Here is a 16,128-nt window from a genome sequence, read left to right as displayed (position 1 = left end):
CGAAAGAAGGAGCAAGGCTATGGCAGAGAAAGAAAAGCGTGAAAATCTGGAAGATTTATTTGAAAGGCTTGAGAGCGTTATTACAGATTTGGAGGGAGAGAATGTGACATTAGAAGAATCCTTCCAGCTTTATGATCAAGGAATGAAGCTTTTGAAAAAATGCAGCGAGACAATCGACGAGGTTGAGAAAAAAGTAATGATTCTGGATGAGGATGGAGAAGCGCATGAATTTTAAAGAAGAAATCCAAAGGAAGGCAGAGCAGATTGAGCAGATTTTAAAACAGTATCTGCCAGAGAAAGAAGGAGAACAGGCTGTCATTATGGAAGCGATGGAGTACAGCCTTATGGCAGGAGGAAAACGCCTGCGCCCCATGCTGATGCTGGAGACATATCATCTGTTTGGAGGAAGAGAAAAACTGATCGAGCCATTTATGGCGGCAATAGAAATGATTCATACGTACTCTCTTGTCCATGACGACCTTCCGGCAATGGATAACGATGCATATCGCAGAGGAAGAAAGACAACCCATATTGTCTATGGGGAGGATATGGGGATTCTCGCGGGAGACGCACTTTTAAATTATGCGTTTGAGACGGCGTGCCGTGCATTTGATTTGGAATCCACAGGCAGCAAAAGGCTTGGGAGGGCATTGCAGATTCTGGCAGGAAAAGCCGGAATCTATGGAATGATCGGCGGTCAGGTGGTAGATGTGAAGGAGTCTGGACATGCAGTGCCGGAAGAAACCCTTCGTTTTATTTACCGGCTAAAGACAGGCGCACTGCTCGAGGCGTCGATGATGATCGGAGCTGTTCTGGCAGAGGCAGGGGAGGAAAGTATAAAAAAGACAGAGCAGATAGCCGGAAAGATAGGAGTTGCATTTCAGATACAGGATGACATTTTAGATGTGACTGGTACGATGGAGGAATTGGGAAAACCGCTTCACAGTGATGAGAAAAATGAGAAAACTACGTATGTGACGCTGCATGGACTAGAAGAAGCAAAAAGAACGGTGGAGGTTCTGACCAGACAGGCAATTGAACTATTAAAAGAGATTGACACAGAGGATTCTTCTGCATTTTTAGAGCAGCTGTTGAAATCTCTGGTCTATAGAAAAAAATAGGGAGGGATTCCTTATGCTGCTTAAGAAAATCCAGAAAGAAAACGATATAAAGAATTTAAAGCCGGAGGAATTAAAACCACTCGCTGAGGAAATCCGGCAATTTTTAATAGAAAAGATCAGCCATACAGGCGGACATCTTGCTTCCAATTTAGGCGTTGTAGAACTTACAATTGCACTGCACCTCGCCCTAGAATTTCCGCAGGATAAGCTTATCTGGGATGTAGGGCATCAGTCCTACACGCACAAGCTTTTGACAGGAAGAAAGGCGGGATTTGACGGCTTACGCAAATATGGGGGGTTAAGCGGTTTCCCTAAGAGAAAGGAAAGCGCGTGTGATGCATTTGATACGGGACACAGCTCTACCTCTATTTCAGCGGGGCTTGGGTATGTGGCGGCGCGCGATCTGCTTGGAGAGAAGCACCGTATCGTCTCGGTCATAGGAGACGGCGCAATGACTGGAGGAATGGCATACGAAGCGTTAAATAATGCGTCGCAGCTAAAGAGCAATTTTATCATCGTGCTCAATGACAATCATATGTCGATCTCAGAGAACGTAGGCGGAATGTCCCGCTACCTTGACGGTCTTAGAACGGCACAGGCGTATGTGGAATTGAAAAAGGGGGTAGAAGATACCCTGCGCAAAATTCCGAGGAAGGGCGAACGGATCGTACATCAGGTAAAAAAGACGAAGAGTGGGATCAAACAGCTTTTTGTACCGGGAATGTTTTTTGAAGATATGGGGATTACTTATTTAGGGCCGGTAGACGGGCATGATATGCGCAAGCTTTATAAAACTTTCTGCGAGGCAAAGAGAGTAAACCACGCCGTACTTGTCCATGTGCTGACGAAAAAGGGAAAAGGGTATCCGCCAGCCGAGGAAAATCCTTCCAGATTCCATGGCACAGGGCCTTTTGATATAGAGACAGGAAAGACAGAGGGGAAAAAGGGGCCGGATACATATACGGAAGTATTTTCAAAGGTATTTTTGGACATTGCACAGCATGATGAAAAGGTAGTAGGGATTACCGCGGCGATGGAGGATGGTACTGGACTTGGCAGATTCGCCCAAAAATATCCGCACCGTTTTTTTGACGTTGGAATTGCGGAGGAGCATGCAGTGACTTTCGCAGCGGGACTGGCAGCGGGAGGACTGAAACCGGTGTTTGCTGTGTATTCTTCTTTCTTGCAGCGGGCATACGATCAGATGATCCATGACGTCTGTCTGCAGAATCTGCCGGTTGTGTTCGCTGTGGATCGGGCAGGTTTGGTGGGAAGTGACGGAGAGACGCACCAGGGAGTATTTGATTTGTCCTTTTTATCTATGATTCCCAATCTGATCGTCATGTCTCCGAAAAACAGATGGGAAATGGCAGATATGCTGCGGTTTGCAGTAGAGCTTTCAGCTCCGGTGGCGCTGCGGTATCCGCGTGGAGAAGCCTATGAGGGCATGCAGAGATTCCGTTCTCCTATTGTACTTGGCAAGAGTGAGATTTTGTATGAGGAAGAAAGCATTGCCTTAATCTTTGCAGGACACATGGCACCTCTTGCAGATGAAGTGCGCAGGGAATTAAAAGAGATAGGATATAGCTGTAGTCTTATCAATGCCCGGTTTATAAAACCGCTGGACACACAGATGCTGGAATATCTGGCAAAAGATCATTCCCTTATTGTTACAATAGAGGAAAATGTGCTTTCCGGAGGCTTTGGAGAGCAAGTGCTTGCATATGCTGCGAAAGCAAAGCTCAATGTAAAAGTACGTAATATTGGGATTCCGGATGAGTATGTGGAGCATGGCAGTGTAGAAGTTTTGCGCCGGGAGGTAGGTCTGACACCGGAAGTGATTGTAAAGCAGATTATTACAGATTATGCAGCGGTGATAGAAGGCGTATGGAAAAAAACAGTTTAACAGAGGAAAAGAGCATGAAGGAACGTTTAGATGTACTGCTTGTAAAAAGGAATTTAGCGGCGTCCAGAGAAAAAGCAAAGGCAATTATTATGTCTGGAAATGTCTATGTAGACGGACAGCGGGAGGATAAGGCGGGAACCACATTTCCAGAGGAGGTGCAGATTGAAGTCAAAGGACACGCATTAAAATATGTCAGCAGAGGCGGCTTAAAGCTGGAAAAGGCACTTGTAAATTTCCAGACGGACGTAAATGGAAAGGTCTGTACAGACGTAGGAGCTTCTACCGGGGGATTTACAGACTGTATGTTAAAAAATGGTGCAAGCAGGGTATACGCCATTGATGTAGGGTATGGACAGTTGGACTGGGGATTGAGGCAGGATGCACGTGTTGTCTGTATGGAAAAGACAAATATTCGTTATGTGAAACCGGAAGATATAGGGGAGCCGATTGATTTTTCTTCCATTGATGTCTCTTTTATTTCTTTGACGAAGGTGCTGCTGCCGATTTGGAATTATTTAAAAGAAGAAGGAGAGATCGTCGCTCTGATTAAACCACAGTTTGAGGCAGGCAGAGAGAAGGTCGGGAAAAAAGGGGTCGTGCGGGAAAAGAGTACACATGTAGAAGTGATCCAAAAAGTAGTGGACTATGCGCAGAAGATTGGCTTTGCTGTCCTGGCGCTGGATTTTTCCCCAATCAAAGGGCCGGAAGGGAATATTGAGTATCTCGTGCATCTGAAAAAATATCCTCTGGAAGGAAGGAATGTAAAAAGCCAGGCAGAAACAGAAATCACTGCCGACATTATCAGGACTGTAGATACTGCATTTGACACACTGGCAAAATAAGAGGAAAGCTATGGAACGATTTTATATTATTACAAACAGGCTGAAAGACAAAGATTATAAAATTACACAGGAAATAAAAGCCTATATCGAGCAAAATAAAAAAGTATGTATTCTGTCGCAAAAGGATGCGCTTGGACATATTATCCCCGAAAGTATTCCAGAAGATGTAGAATGTGCGCTGGTGCTTGGCGGAGACGGAACACTGATTCGTGCGGCGAGAGAATTGGGGGGATATAATATCCCGCTTTTAGGAATCAACTTAGGTACACTCGGATACCTGGCGGAAGTAGAGCTGAAAGAATGTAAAGCTGCGCTTGACATGCTGTTTAAAGGGACGCCGGATATTGAAGAAAGAATGATGATCCAGGGGACAGTAGATCAGGTGGTCAGTGACATGGCATTAAACGATATTGTCCTGACGCGGGAGGGCGGCCTTAGAGTGGTACAGTTTGACGTCTATGTAAACGGAACACTTCTTAATACGTATCTGGCAGACGGATTGATTATATCTACACCTACAGGGACAACAGGATATAATCTCTCCGCAGGAGGCCCTGTTGTGGAACCGACGGCGAGCATGTTCGTGCTCACTCCTATCTGTTCCCACGCTCTGAATACAAGCAGCATTGTTCTCTCGGCAGAGGATAAGATCGAGGTGGAAATCTGCAAAGGAAGATATGGCAGAAAAGAGCATGTTCTTCTGACATTTGACGGGACAGAAGGAATTCCTCTTGTGACAGGAAACAGAGTCTGTATAAGAAAGGCAAAAGAGACGACAAAGCTGATTAAGCTAAGCAGAGAAAGCTTTATGAAAACCATGCGTAAAAAAATGAAAGGAAACTAGAAAAATGAAAGTCAGCCGACATGCAAAAATTATTGAATTAATCAGTCAGTATGACATTGAAACACAGGAAGAACTTGCAGAACGTTTAAATAGTTCAGGGTTTAAAGTGACGCAGGCAACCGTATCGCGCGACATTCGCGACTTAAAGCTTACGAAAGTTTCTGTGGATGGCGGAAAACAGAAATATGTCATCCACAGGCAGGATGAAGAAGGCATGAGTGAGAAATATGTGCGGGTATTAAAAGACGGGTATCTTTCGATGGATATGGCGCAGAATATTCTTGTTATCAAGACGGTGTCCGGAATGGCGATGGCGGTCGCGGTGGCGGTGGATGCTATGAAGTGGAATGAGGTGGTCGGCTGTATCGCCGGAGACGATACGATTATGTGCGCGATACGAAGTGTAGAAGAGACAGTAGCTGTGATGGAAAAAATACGAAGGATTGTATCAAAAGGGATATAGGTAAACATATGTTACAAAATCTGCATGTAAAAAATTTAGCTTTGATCGACGAAGCGGAAGTGGAATTTCAATCGGGCCTTAATATACTGACAGGGGAGACGGGAGCAGGAAAATCGATTTTGCTGGGCTCTGTGAACCTTGCTCTGGGCGGGCGGTATACAGGAGATATTTTAAGAAACGGTGCTAAATCCGGTCTGGTGGAGCTTGTCTTTTTGGTGGAGGATGAAAGGCTTAAAGAACAGCTTAAGGAATATGATATTTTTCCGGAAGACGGGATGCTGGTGTTAAGCAGAAAACTGATGGAAGGGCGCAGTGTCAGCCGGATTAACGGAGAAACAGTCAGCATGAATATTCTAAGGAGCGTAGCAGGGCTGTTGATTGACATTCATGGCCAGCATGAGCATCAGACATTGCTCGATAAAAAGAATCACCTTGCTCTTTTGGATCTGTATGCGAAACCAGAGATTGCATCTCTGAAAGAAAAGGCAGAGGAGACATTTAAAAAATATAAAAAATGCACAAGGAAGCTGGAAGAATCTGCACTAAACGAAGAAGAACGAAAAAAAGAAATGGCGTTGGCTGAATTTGAGGTCGCAGAAATTAAAGAAGCTTCTTTAGAAAATGGAGAGGATGAGGAGTTAGAAACCCTTTACCGGCGCATGGTAAAGAGTCGAAAATTAAAAGAAGGGATAACAGAGGCCCATCAGTATACAAGCGAAGATGCTGCAAGTAACGCGAGCGATTTATTAAGTCGGGCAATCAGGGCGCTTTTGGAGGCTGCGGACTGTGACGAAAAAGGAGAACAGTTGTATAACCAGCTTTTAGAAATTGACAGCCTTCTCAATGATTTTAACCGAGAATTGTCAGATTATGCGAAAAGTTTTGAATTCTCTGAAGAAGATTTTTATGAGACAGAAAACAGATTGAATCAAATCAATCATTTAAAGGCAAAATATGGCAGTACGATTCAAGAAATTCTGACATATTCTGACGAAAAAATACAGAGACTAAAAGAGCTGGAGGATTACGACGCTTATATTCTAAAACTGGAGCAAGAGACAAAAAAAGCAGAAAACGAATTGAAAACGATTTGTGAGAAGCTGCATAATGTGAGAAAAAAGGCTGCAAAAGCATTTTCAGAAGAAATTAAAAGCCAATTAGCAGATCTGAATTTTCTGGATAATCGGTTTGAGATATGTATTTCGGATCTGGGGCATTATACAGCGAACGGAAGAGATGCTGCAGAAATTTATATTGCAGTGAATCCGGGGGAAGCCTTACGGCCGCTTTCTTCTGTAGCCTCGGGAGGAGAACTGTCCAGAATCATGCTGGCGGTAAAAACGGTTCTTGCGGATGAGGAAGATACACCGACTCTGATTTTTGATGAGATTGATACAGGAATTTCAGGGATAACAGCAGGAAAAGTAGCAGAGAAGATGCGTGTGATCGGCAGGAACAGACAAGTCATTTGTATTACGCACCTTTCGCAGATTGCGGCGGCGGCGGACACGCATTTTTTGATAGAAAAAACGGCAGAAAATGGAGCTGCCAGCACACATATCCGCGCACTGGACAGAACAGAATCTATTGCGGAGCTTGCACGTATTTTAGGCGGTGCCAATGTCACAGAGAGTATTTTGGACAGTGCAAAGGAATTGAAAGATTTGGCAGCGGGTGAGAGGAAATACCAGTGTGAAAACGAAAAAAAGCTCACATACTAAAAGCGGGTACTTAAAAGGTATCCGTTTTTTTCTTTACGATACGGAAGAAAGGATGTGGGCAGATATGACAAAAAGTGGAGAAAAAAGCAGAAATAGTGCTATCTTCTCCTTTCTTGTGACGGCGGCGCTTCTTGCCTGTCTGATTGGATATCAGGCACAAAGCGGCAAAAAAGAAAGCTGGCAGACAGAGGCAGGCACTGAGGCAATCTCCGATGATACAGTACTTCTTGGAGGTATGCCGGTCGGCATTTATATGGAGACAGATGGAGTTATGGTTTTAAATACGGAGGAAATAGAGGGAATAGACGGGCAGGAGCATGAACCAGCGGGACATCTTGTGAAAGCTGGAGATTATATTACAGGATTTAACAACCAGGAAATCCATAATAAAAAAGAACTTCTCAAAGCGTTAGAAAATTTAGATGATGAAGAAGTGGTACTTACATTGCGCAGAGATGAGGAACAGTTAGATGTTAAGATAGAGCCGGTAGAAAGTAGTCCAAATGAATATAAACTAGGAATCTGGGTCAGAGATAATGTACAGGGACTTGGAACGATTACATTTTTGAATGAAAAGAGCAGATTCGGGGCATTGGGGCATGGAATTCACGATGCAGATACGAATGTACTGATGAATATTGCCGACGGCAGTTTATATAAAACAAGTATTCAGTCGATCAAAAAGGGAGAAAATGGAATTCCCGGAAGCATGGAAGGGATCATCGTTTATAATGGATATAACAGGCTTGGGACAATTGACAAAAATACGGATGCCGGTATTTATGGAACGGTCGACAAGATAGATGATGTATTTCAAGAACAGATACCGATCGAGACAGCGGCGAAGGAGGAAATTGAAATTGGAAAGGCGACAATGCGTTGCTTTGTCGATAATCAGATACAAGAATATGACATAGAAGTGACAGATATCGACACCTCTGAAAAAGAAATTAACAAAGGATTGGTCATACAGGTGACAGATGAAGCCCTTTTGGAAAAAACAGGCGGGATTATACAGGGAATGAGCGGAAGTCCAATCATCCAGAATGGCAGGCTGATCGGAGCAGTCACCCATGTATTTGTACAAGATTCGACAAAAGGTTATGGAATTTTTATCGAAAATATGCTGAAAGAGGCCGAGTAGCTTTTTGTCGAAAGGGTGTCGAATTAGTGCAACAAATTCTCCTTGATTCTGCATAAGCGTGTAGATATAATAAGCAATGTGGCGTTTTCAAAAAGAGGTTTTCTGTCTAAAGGAGAAAAAGGAGTTATGGAGCATTTGAGTGTAGCCATCGCTGATGATAATCAGAGAATCCTCGATTTGATGGAGGAGATTATCAACATGGACAAGGAGCTGAATGTAGTAGGGAAGGCAAAGAATGGCGAAGAGATGTGTCAGATTATCAGGAATAAGCAGCCGGATGTTGTACTGCTGGATCTGATTATGCCGAAAATGGACGGCCTGACTGTGATGGAACGTGTCAGTCAGGACAAGCTGGTGAATAAGCGTCCCTATTTTATTGTCGTAACAGCGGTTGGCCAAGAGAAGATTACAGAAGATGCCTTTAATAAAGGGGCAAATTACTACATTATGAAGCCGTTTAACAACGAAATGCTGTTAAACCGGATAAAATCTGTCAGAAAAATGTTCCGAAATTATGAGAAAAAGAACGAAGATACAAAGGGGGATGCCGCAATCAGAGAGGAGGATTTGGAAAATCGTGTCACCAATATGCTGCATGAAATAGGGATACCGGCACATATTAAGGGCTATCATTACCTGCGTGATGCTATTATTATGGCGGTAGATGACATGGATGTTTTAAACGCGATTACCAAGGTTCTCTATCCTACAGTGGCGAAGAAATATCAGACGACTTCCAGCAGAGTAGAAAGGGCGATTCGGCATGCGATTGAAGTGGCTTGGAACAGAGGCAAGCTGGATACGCTGGATGAATTGTTCGGCTATACAGTCAGCACAGGGAAAGGGAAGCCTACCAACTCAGAATTTATCGCGCTGATTGCGGATACAATCCAGTTAGAATACAAGCATAGGGGCTAAAAGCACATTTTCAGACAGCCTCAGAAGATAAACTTCTTTTCATTACAGTGAAAATGAGGTATAATGAACTACAATAGAGATTGTTCTTAATATACCTGGAAATGGAGGGGAAAAGATGAAAAACATTTTATTTGCGTCCTCAGAGTGTGTGCCATTTATCAAAACCGGCGGTCTTGCTGACGTAGTGGGGTCGTTGCCCAAATATTTTAACAAGAAAAAATATGATACCCGCGTGGTACTGCCGAAATACAGCTGCATGAAACAGGAATGGAAAGAAAAACTGGAATATGTAGATCATTTTTACATGGATATTGCAGGACAAAACCAGTATGTGGGAATTTTGAAATATGTATACGATAAAATTACCTTTTATTTTATTGACAATGAACACTATTTCAGCGGCTTTGCTCCATATGATGGGGATCCGAAATGGAACATTGAAAAGTTTGCATTTTTTTCCAAAGCAGTTTTAAGTATTTTACCGGTTATTGGGTTTCGTCCGGATCTGATTCATTGTAATGACTGGCAGACAGGACTGATACCGGTATATCTGGATAATTTCCGGTATATGGGCGAATATTACAGGGGAATCAAGACGACGATAACGATACATAACCTGAAGTTCCAGGGAGTGTGGGATACAAAAACGGTGAGAGAAATTACAGGGCTGCCGGAGTATTATTTTGTACCGGATAAGATGGAGGCATATAGAGACGCGAATCTCTTAAAAGGCGGGATTGTCTATGCGGATAAGGTGACGACAGTCAGCCAGACGTATGCCGAGGAGATTAAAACTCCATTCTTTGGAGAAGGACTGGACGGGCTGATGAGCGCCAGATCCAATGATTTGTGTGGAATTGTAAATGGATTGGACTATGAAGAGTACGCTCCATTTTCAGACAACAAGATTGCAAAAAAATTTACAGTAGATACATTTCGTAAGAATAAGGCTGCCAATAAGCTGGCTCTGCAGGAGGAATTAGGGCTCAATAAGGATGCGCATGTGATGATGATCGGGATTGTTTCCCGCCTGACAGACCAGAAAGGCTTTGATTTGATTGATTATGTGATGGATGAGCTGTGCCAGGACGCTGTGCAGATTGTGGCGCTTGGAACAGGGGAAGTAAAATATGAAAATATGTTCCGCCATTTTGCATGGAAGTATGCGGGAAAGGTTTCTGCGAATATTTATTATTCAGATGAACTTTCACACAAGATTTACGCATCCTGTGACGCATTTCTTATGCCGTCATTGTTTGAACCATGTGGTTTAAGCCAATTGATGAGCTTAAGATACGGAACGCTTCCAATTGTAAGGGAGACAGGCGGACTCAAAGATACAGTAGAGCCATACAATGAGTATGAAAAAACAGGAACAGGCTTTAGCTTTGCAAACTACAATGCCCATGAAATGCTAAATACGATCCGGTATGCAGAGCATATTTTCTACGATAAAAAAAGAGATTGGAATAAAATTGTAGAGCGTGCGATGATGAAGGATTTTTCATGGAAGAACTCGGCAAGACAGTATGAAGAGCTGTATAAGAGCCTGCTGGGAGAGTAGACATAAAGAAAAAACATAAAGTTACAGACAGGAGATTACATGAAGATTATTGACAAGCTAAGAGAAGAGAGAATCCATATTTCTTTTGAGGTGTTTCCGCCCAAGACAGAAGCAGGATTTGACAAAGTAATGGAAGCAACAGAGAAAATAGCCAGGCTTACGCCGGCATATATCAGTGTTACCTACGGCGCCGGAGGAGGAACGAGCAAGAATACGGCAAAGATTGCCTCCTATATCAAACGGGAGTTAAACGTGGAGAGCATTGCGCATCTGACCTGTGTTTCTTCTACAAAGGAAGAGGTCAGGAAAGTAATTGCAAATTTAAAGGAGCTTGGTATTGAGAATATCCTCGCACTTCGCGGGGATATTCCTGCGGGCGCGCAGTTTCCGTCCGGCGATCGGTTTCACTATGCGTATGAGTTGATACAGGAAATCAGAAAACAGGGGGATTTTTGTATTGGTGCGGCATGTTATCCGGAAGGACATGTGGAAAATGAACATAAAGTAGATGACATCAAATATCTGAAGCAGAAAGTAGACTGCGGTGTTGATTTCCTGACGACGCAGATGTTTTTCGACAATGATATTCATTATAATTTCCTGTACCGGATACGGGAAGCAGGAATTACAGTACCAGTTCTCCCCGGTATTATGCCGATCACAAGCGCGGCGCAGATGAAACGCAGCCAGGAACTCTCCGGTACTGTGTTTCCGCGCAGATTTCTGGCTATTTTAGATCGTTTTGGAGATTCGCCGGAAGCGATGAAGCAGGCAGGAATCGCCTATGCGACAGACCAGATTATTGATCTGCTGGCTAATGGTATAAGGAATATCCATATCTATTCTATGAATAAACCAGAAATTGCATCTGCTATTATGCAAAATTTATCTGAGATTGTAAAATGCCAGGGGTGACAGTATGGAGAAACGGGTCAGAGAGGCCATACGTTATCTGGGATTTGGCAGAAATGCGGTAGATGATCAGACTCTTGCGATGATTTCAGATTCTTTTAAAGAACTGGAACAAGCGGCAAGCTTAAAATCCATCTATCGTATTTTTGATTTCAGACAGATAAACGATACAGAGATGATGGCAGGAAGTTTGAAGATAAAAAGCAGGAATTTGGGAAAAAATTTAAGAGGATGCAGTGATGTGATTTTTTTTGGCGCAACGCTTGGAACAGGTGTAGATGCTCTGCTGAGAAGATACACGATTACAGATATGGCAAAAACAGTTGTCTTGCAGGCATGTGCAGCGGCAATGCTGGAGGAGTACTGCGATATGTGTCAGAAAAAAATAGGGGAAAAACTGCGAAAAGAAGAAAAATATCTTCGTCCGAGATTTAGTCCCGGATATGGAGATTTTGCGATTGAATATCAGAAATCACTGATACGAATGTTGGACTGTGCCAAGACAATCGGGCTTACCATGACAGACAGTTGTATGATGACTCCGACAAAGTCAGTTACAGCGGTGATCGGTGTAAGTACAGCGGAAGAAAAATGTCATATAAAGGGCTGTGAGGTCTGCGAAAAAAAAGACTGCATATACAGAAGGGATACGCTATGATACGAGAACGTTTGGGAAAAGAGCTATTATTTTTTGACGGGGGAATGGGAACGCTTCTCCAGGAGGAGGGGCTTTTGCCCGGAGAACTGCCGGAAAGCTGGAATATTACACATCCGGAGATCATTCAGAGTATACACAGGAAGTATATAGAGGCGGGGAGCGACATCATACTGACCAATACATTCGGAGCAAACGCGCTGAAATTTCATGATGATACGCTGTCTTTGAAAGCGATTGTACAGACTGCCGTTTCCCATGTACATGCGGCGGCTAAAGAGGCGGCCTGCGGCAGAAGGATTTATACTGCTTTAGATATTGGTCCTACTGGAAAGCTTTTAAAACCCATGGGCGATCTGGATTTTGAGACGGCATATGAGGCATTTAAAGAAGTGATGCTTTATGGAAGTGAAGCGGGGGCAGATGTCATCCATATTGAGACAATGAGCGATACGTATGAGCTGAAGGCAGCGGTGCTCGCAGCAAAAGAAAATACAGCGCTTCCGGTTTTTGTTACGACTATTTTTGACGAGAGAGGCAAGCTGTTGACAGGGGCGGACGTACCTTCTGTGGCTGCTCTTTTGGAAGGACTGCGTGTAGACGCTTTGGGAATAAACTGCGGGATGGGGCCAAGGCAAATGCTGCCTGTTTTAGATGCGCTGTTGAAGTATACATCATTGCCTGTGATTGTAAAACCAAACGCAGGGCTGCCCAAACAAAAGGACGGTGTTACCTATTATGATGTGGCGCCGGAAGCGTTTGCGGATACGATGGAACAAATCGTAAAAAAAGGCGCGGCGGCTGTGGGAGGCTGCTGCGGGACTACTCCAGAACATATCCGGGCAATGGCAGAGCGCTGTGGAGGAATTCCTGTGAAGGCGGCGGAAAAAAAGGTGTTTACAGTGGTGTCGTCTTACGGACAGGCAGTATTTTTAGAGGAAGGATCTAAAATCATCGGAGAGCGGATTAATCCTACCGGAAAGAAAAAATTCAAACAGGCATTAAAGGATCATGATTTGGATTATATTTTAAAAGAAGGAATTATGCAGCAGGATAAGGGCGCCCATATTCTGGATGTCAATGTGGGACTTCCAGATATTGACGAGCCGGCTATGATGAAAGAGGTAGTAGAGAGTCTGCAGAGTGTTACAAGCCTGCCTCTCCAAATTGATACGGTAGATACAGAAGCTCTTGAGACGGCGCTGCGCATTTATAATGGAAAGGCAATGGTGAATTCCGTCAGCGGAAAACAAGAGTCCATGGATCAAGTCTTTCCTCTGATTGCAAAATACGGCGGTGTGGTAATCGGACTGGCGTTAGATGAAAACGGTATTCCGCAGGATGCAGAGGGAAGAGTACAAATCGCGCGGAAAATCATTGACGAAGCTGCGAAATATGGAATAGAGAAAAAGGACATAGTGATAGATGCCCTCGCTATGACGGTGAGTTCAGAGCCGGAGGGAGCGAAAGTCACTTTGGAGACGTTGAGAAGACTGCGCCAGGAATTGCGCGTCCATACGGTACTGGGGGTATCGAATATTTCCTTTGGACTTCCAAGCCGTCCGGTTATCAATGCGGCATTTTACACAATGGCAATGCAAAACGGACTTAGCGCAGGGATCATCAATCCTGCCTCCGAGGATATGATGAAATCCTGGTATGCATATCATGCATTGATGAATCTGGATGTAAATTGTGAAAGGTTTATCGAAAAATATGCAGCCGCAGACACAAAGCCATCTGTTTTGGCCGCAGCATCTCACGATATGACACTGCAGACGGCAATTGAGAAGGGGCTGAAGGAAGAAGCGAATACAATCGCGGCAAGACTGGTGATGACAGAAGAACCGCTATCGGTTATCAACGAATATATGATTCCAGCGCTTAACAATGTGGGAAAGGGCTTTGAAAAAGGCGCTGTATTTTTGCCGCAGCTTTTAATGAGCGCAGAGGCGGCCAAAAGCGCGTTCGCAGTTCTGAAGGAGAAGATAGCGGAAAAAGGAGGTTCTCAGGAAAAGAAAGAGAAAATCGTACTTGCTACGGTAAAGGGAGACATCCACGATATTGGGAAGAATATTGTAAAAGTGCTGTTGGAAAACTATAGCTTTGAGGTGATTGATCTAGGAAAGGACGTTCCGCCTGAAAAGATTGTAAAGACTGTATGCGAAGAAAATATCCGTCTGGCAGGATTGAGCGCGCTTATGACAACTACAGTAGTGAGCATGGAAGCTACGATACAGGAATTAAGAAAAAAGGCACCTGCATGCAAGGTGATGGTAGGGGGCGCCGTCTTAAACCAAGAGTATGCGGACATGATAGGGGCGGATTTTTATGGGAAGGATGCCATGCAGTCAGTGTATTATGCGCAGAGCGTATTTGAGAAGAAATGACAAAAGGAGGTTGTATCGCTTTTTATACAAATAAGCGTGTTGACAATGTTTTAACAGGGCGTTATATTTGTTAAAGGAAAAACACCTGCTTACGGGCAGGTTAGGAGAATCAGGAGGAAGGAATCTATGATGAGAGGATTGCAGACACCGGTGAGGGCAATACGCAGAAGGGTGTTTACAGAGGTTGCAAAATTAGGATTCAAAGCAGACTCGAAAACGTTACTGGATGATATGGAAGCGATACCCTATGAAATTGTAAATGATGACACGCAGAAATATAGAGAAAGCACGTATCGTTCTCGTGCGATTGTGAGAGAGCGTTTGAGACTGGCAATGGGGCTTTCTCTCCGGCCGGAGAATAAGCCGGTGCATTTAACAGCAGGAGTAGAGGCAAGCAATATTTCTGAAAAATATTATGAGCCGCCGCTTATGCAGGTGATTCCATCGGCATGTGAAAGCTGTGAGGAGAACAAATATGAGGTAAGCAATATTTGTAAAGGGTGTCTTGCACATCCCTGTCAGGAGGTCTGTCCGCGCGACGCGATTTCTATGGTAAACGGGCGTTCCTATATCGATCAGGAAAAATGTATCAAATGTGGAAGATGTAAGTCTGTCTGTCCATACGACGCGATTGCCAAGAAAGAACGTCCCTGCCAGAAGGCATGCGGGGTGGGAGCGATCGTGTCGGACAAATATGGACGTGCCTTCATTGACAATGAAAAATGCGTATCCTGCGGAATGTGCATGGTAAGCTGCCCGTTTGGAGCAATATCTGACAAGTCACAGATTTTCCAGCTTGCGAGGGCACTTTCGGAAGGCGAGGAGATTGTAGCTGAAATTGCGCCGGCATTTGTCGGACAGTTTGGTAAAAATATTACACCGCGCAATATCAAGGCGGCACTGCGTGAGCTTGGATTTACAGAGGTATACGAGGTTGCACTGGGTGCGGATATTGGCGCGATTGCGGAAGCGCATCATTATGTAGACAAAGTAGTGACGGGAGAACTGCCGTTTCTTCTGACCTCCTGTTGTCCGTCCTGGGCGGTAATGGCGAAGAAATTCTTCCCGGATGTCATCGACCAGATTTCGCAGGAGCTTACACCGATGGTAGCGACAGCGCGTACGATCAAGCAGGAGCATCCAGATGCAAAGGTAGTATTTATCGGCCCATGCGCGGCAAAAAAACTAGAGGCATCCAGAAGAAGTGTTCGAAGTGATGTGGATTTTGTCGTAACCTTTGAGGAAATGCAGGCGATGTTTGACGCGAAAGGAATTGACTTGACGAAATATGAGGCGGAATCTTCCTTCCATGATGCTACCGGAGCCGGACGTGGATATGCCTGCGCAGGCGGCGTGGCAGAAGCAATTGAAAAGTGTATAAACGAATATTATCCAGATGTTCAGGTAAATATCGAGCACGCGGAAGGGCTTGCCGAGTGTAAGAAAATTCTGACTCTGGCAAAAGCAGGACGTATGAATGGATGTCTGATAGAAGGAATGGGATGTCCGGGCGGCTGTATCGCAGGTGCCGGAACAAATATCCCTGTGGCAGCGGCAAAGAAGGATCTTGCGGCGTATGTGAAAAATTCCAGCAAGTCGATTCCGCCAAAAGAGCTGGAGGAAATCGAATTAAAATAAAAATTGAAAT

Annotated in this window: 14 protein-coding genes; all 14 read left to right on the top strand. The window is 44.2% G+C overall.

The window, feature by feature from the left end; all coding sequences use genetic code 11:
- Positions 1–19: 19 nt before the first annotated feature.
- Positions 20–235 (top strand): exodeoxyribonuclease VII small subunit, encoded by a 216-nt coding sequence (xseB, locus tag H8S37_RS03530; RefSeq protein ID WP_186874650.1) that lies wholly within the window; start codon positions 20–22, stop codon positions 233–235.
- Entirely contained in the window at positions 225–1,121 is an 897-nt protein-coding gene (locus H8S37_RS03525) for a polyprenyl synthetase family protein (protein WP_186874649.1), read from the top strand. Before xseB ends, H8S37_RS03525 begins: the two co-directional genes overlap by 11 nt.
- Positions 1,122–1,134: 13 nt before the next feature.
- Positions 1,135–3,027, top strand: coding sequence for a 1-deoxy-D-xylulose-5-phosphate synthase (gene dxs / locus H8S37_RS03520; protein ID WP_186874648.1), 1,893 nt, complete (start codon positions 1,135–1,137; stop codon positions 3,025–3,027).
- Between the two features lie 14 nt (positions 3,028–3,041).
- Positions 3,042–3,869 (top strand): TlyA family RNA methyltransferase, encoded by an 828-nt coding sequence (locus tag H8S37_RS03515; protein WP_186875757.1) that lies wholly within the window; start codon positions 3,042–3,044, stop codon positions 3,867–3,869.
- A 10-nt stretch (positions 3,870–3,879) separates the two neighbouring features.
- Positions 3,880–4,713 (top strand): NAD(+)/NADH kinase, encoded by an 834-nt coding sequence (locus H8S37_RS03510; protein WP_186874647.1) that lies wholly within the window; start codon positions 3,880–3,882, stop codon positions 4,711–4,713.
- Positions 4,714–4,717: 4 nt separating this feature from the next.
- On the top strand, positions 4,718–5,176 hold the full coding sequence (gene argR / locus H8S37_RS03505) for an arginine repressor (protein WP_186874646.1): 459 nt from the start codon (positions 4,718–4,720) through the stop codon (positions 5,174–5,176).
- An 8-nt stretch (positions 5,177–5,184) separates the two neighbouring features.
- A complete protein-coding gene (gene recN, locus H8S37_RS03500) occupies positions 5,185–6,897 on the top strand; it encodes a DNA repair protein RecN (RefSeq protein ID WP_186874645.1) in 1,713 nt (570 codons plus the stop codon).
- Positions 6,869–8,041 carry a SpoIVB peptidase gene (gene spoIVB / locus H8S37_RS03495; RefSeq protein WP_330604838.1) on the top strand — a complete coding sequence of 391 codons (1,173 nt, stop codon included), beginning with the start codon at positions 6,869–6,871 and terminating at the stop codon, positions 8,039–8,041. The genes recN and spoIVB overlap by 29 nt, the downstream gene beginning before the upstream one ends.
- Before the next feature lie 126 nt (positions 8,042–8,167).
- Positions 8,168–8,959, top strand: a complete 792-nt coding sequence (gene spo0A, locus H8S37_RS03490) for a sporulation transcription factor Spo0A (protein WP_186874644.1) — start codon at positions 8,168–8,170, stop codon at positions 8,957–8,959.
- A gap of 115 nt (positions 8,960–9,074) precedes the next feature.
- The gene (gene glgA / locus H8S37_RS03485) at positions 9,075–10,523 is read left to right on the top strand and encodes a glycogen synthase GlgA (protein ID WP_186874643.1); all 1,449 of its coding nucleotides are present in this window, start codon (positions 9,075–9,077) and stop codon (positions 10,521–10,523) included.
- A gap of 39 nt (positions 10,524–10,562) precedes the next feature.
- Positions 10,563–11,438, top strand: a complete 876-nt coding sequence (gene metF / locus H8S37_RS03480) for a methylenetetrahydrofolate reductase [NAD(P)H] (RefSeq protein ID WP_186874642.1) — start codon at positions 10,563–10,565, stop codon at positions 11,436–11,438.
- A gap of 4 nt (positions 11,439–11,442) precedes the next feature.
- The gene (locus tag H8S37_RS03475; RefSeq protein ID WP_186874641.1) at positions 11,443–12,093 is read left to right on the top strand and encodes a vitamin B12 dependent-methionine synthase activation domain-containing protein; all 651 of its coding nucleotides are present in this window, start codon (positions 11,443–11,445) and stop codon (positions 12,091–12,093) included.
- Positions 12,090–14,480 (top strand): homocysteine S-methyltransferase family protein, encoded by a 2,391-nt coding sequence (locus H8S37_RS03470; protein WP_186874640.1) that lies wholly within the window; start codon positions 12,090–12,092, stop codon positions 14,478–14,480. Before H8S37_RS03475 ends, H8S37_RS03470 begins: the two co-directional genes overlap by 4 nt.
- A gap of 126 nt (positions 14,481–14,606) precedes the next feature.
- Positions 14,607–16,118: a 4Fe-4S dicluster domain-containing protein gene (locus H8S37_RS03465; RefSeq protein WP_186874639.1), complete on the top strand. Its 1,512-nt coding sequence runs from the start codon at positions 14,607–14,609 to the stop codon at positions 16,116–16,118.
- The last annotated feature ends 10 nt before the right edge of the window (positions 16,119–16,128 follow it).

Origin of the sequence: Mediterraneibacter hominis (assembly GCF_014287475.1) — a bacterium.
Classification (GTDB): Bacteria; Bacillota; Clostridia; order Lachnospirales; family Lachnospiraceae; genus Mediterraneibacter; species Mediterraneibacter hominis.
The sequence above is the reverse complement of the archived record's forward strand: the minus strand, read 5'-3'. Positions and strand labels throughout refer to the sequence as shown.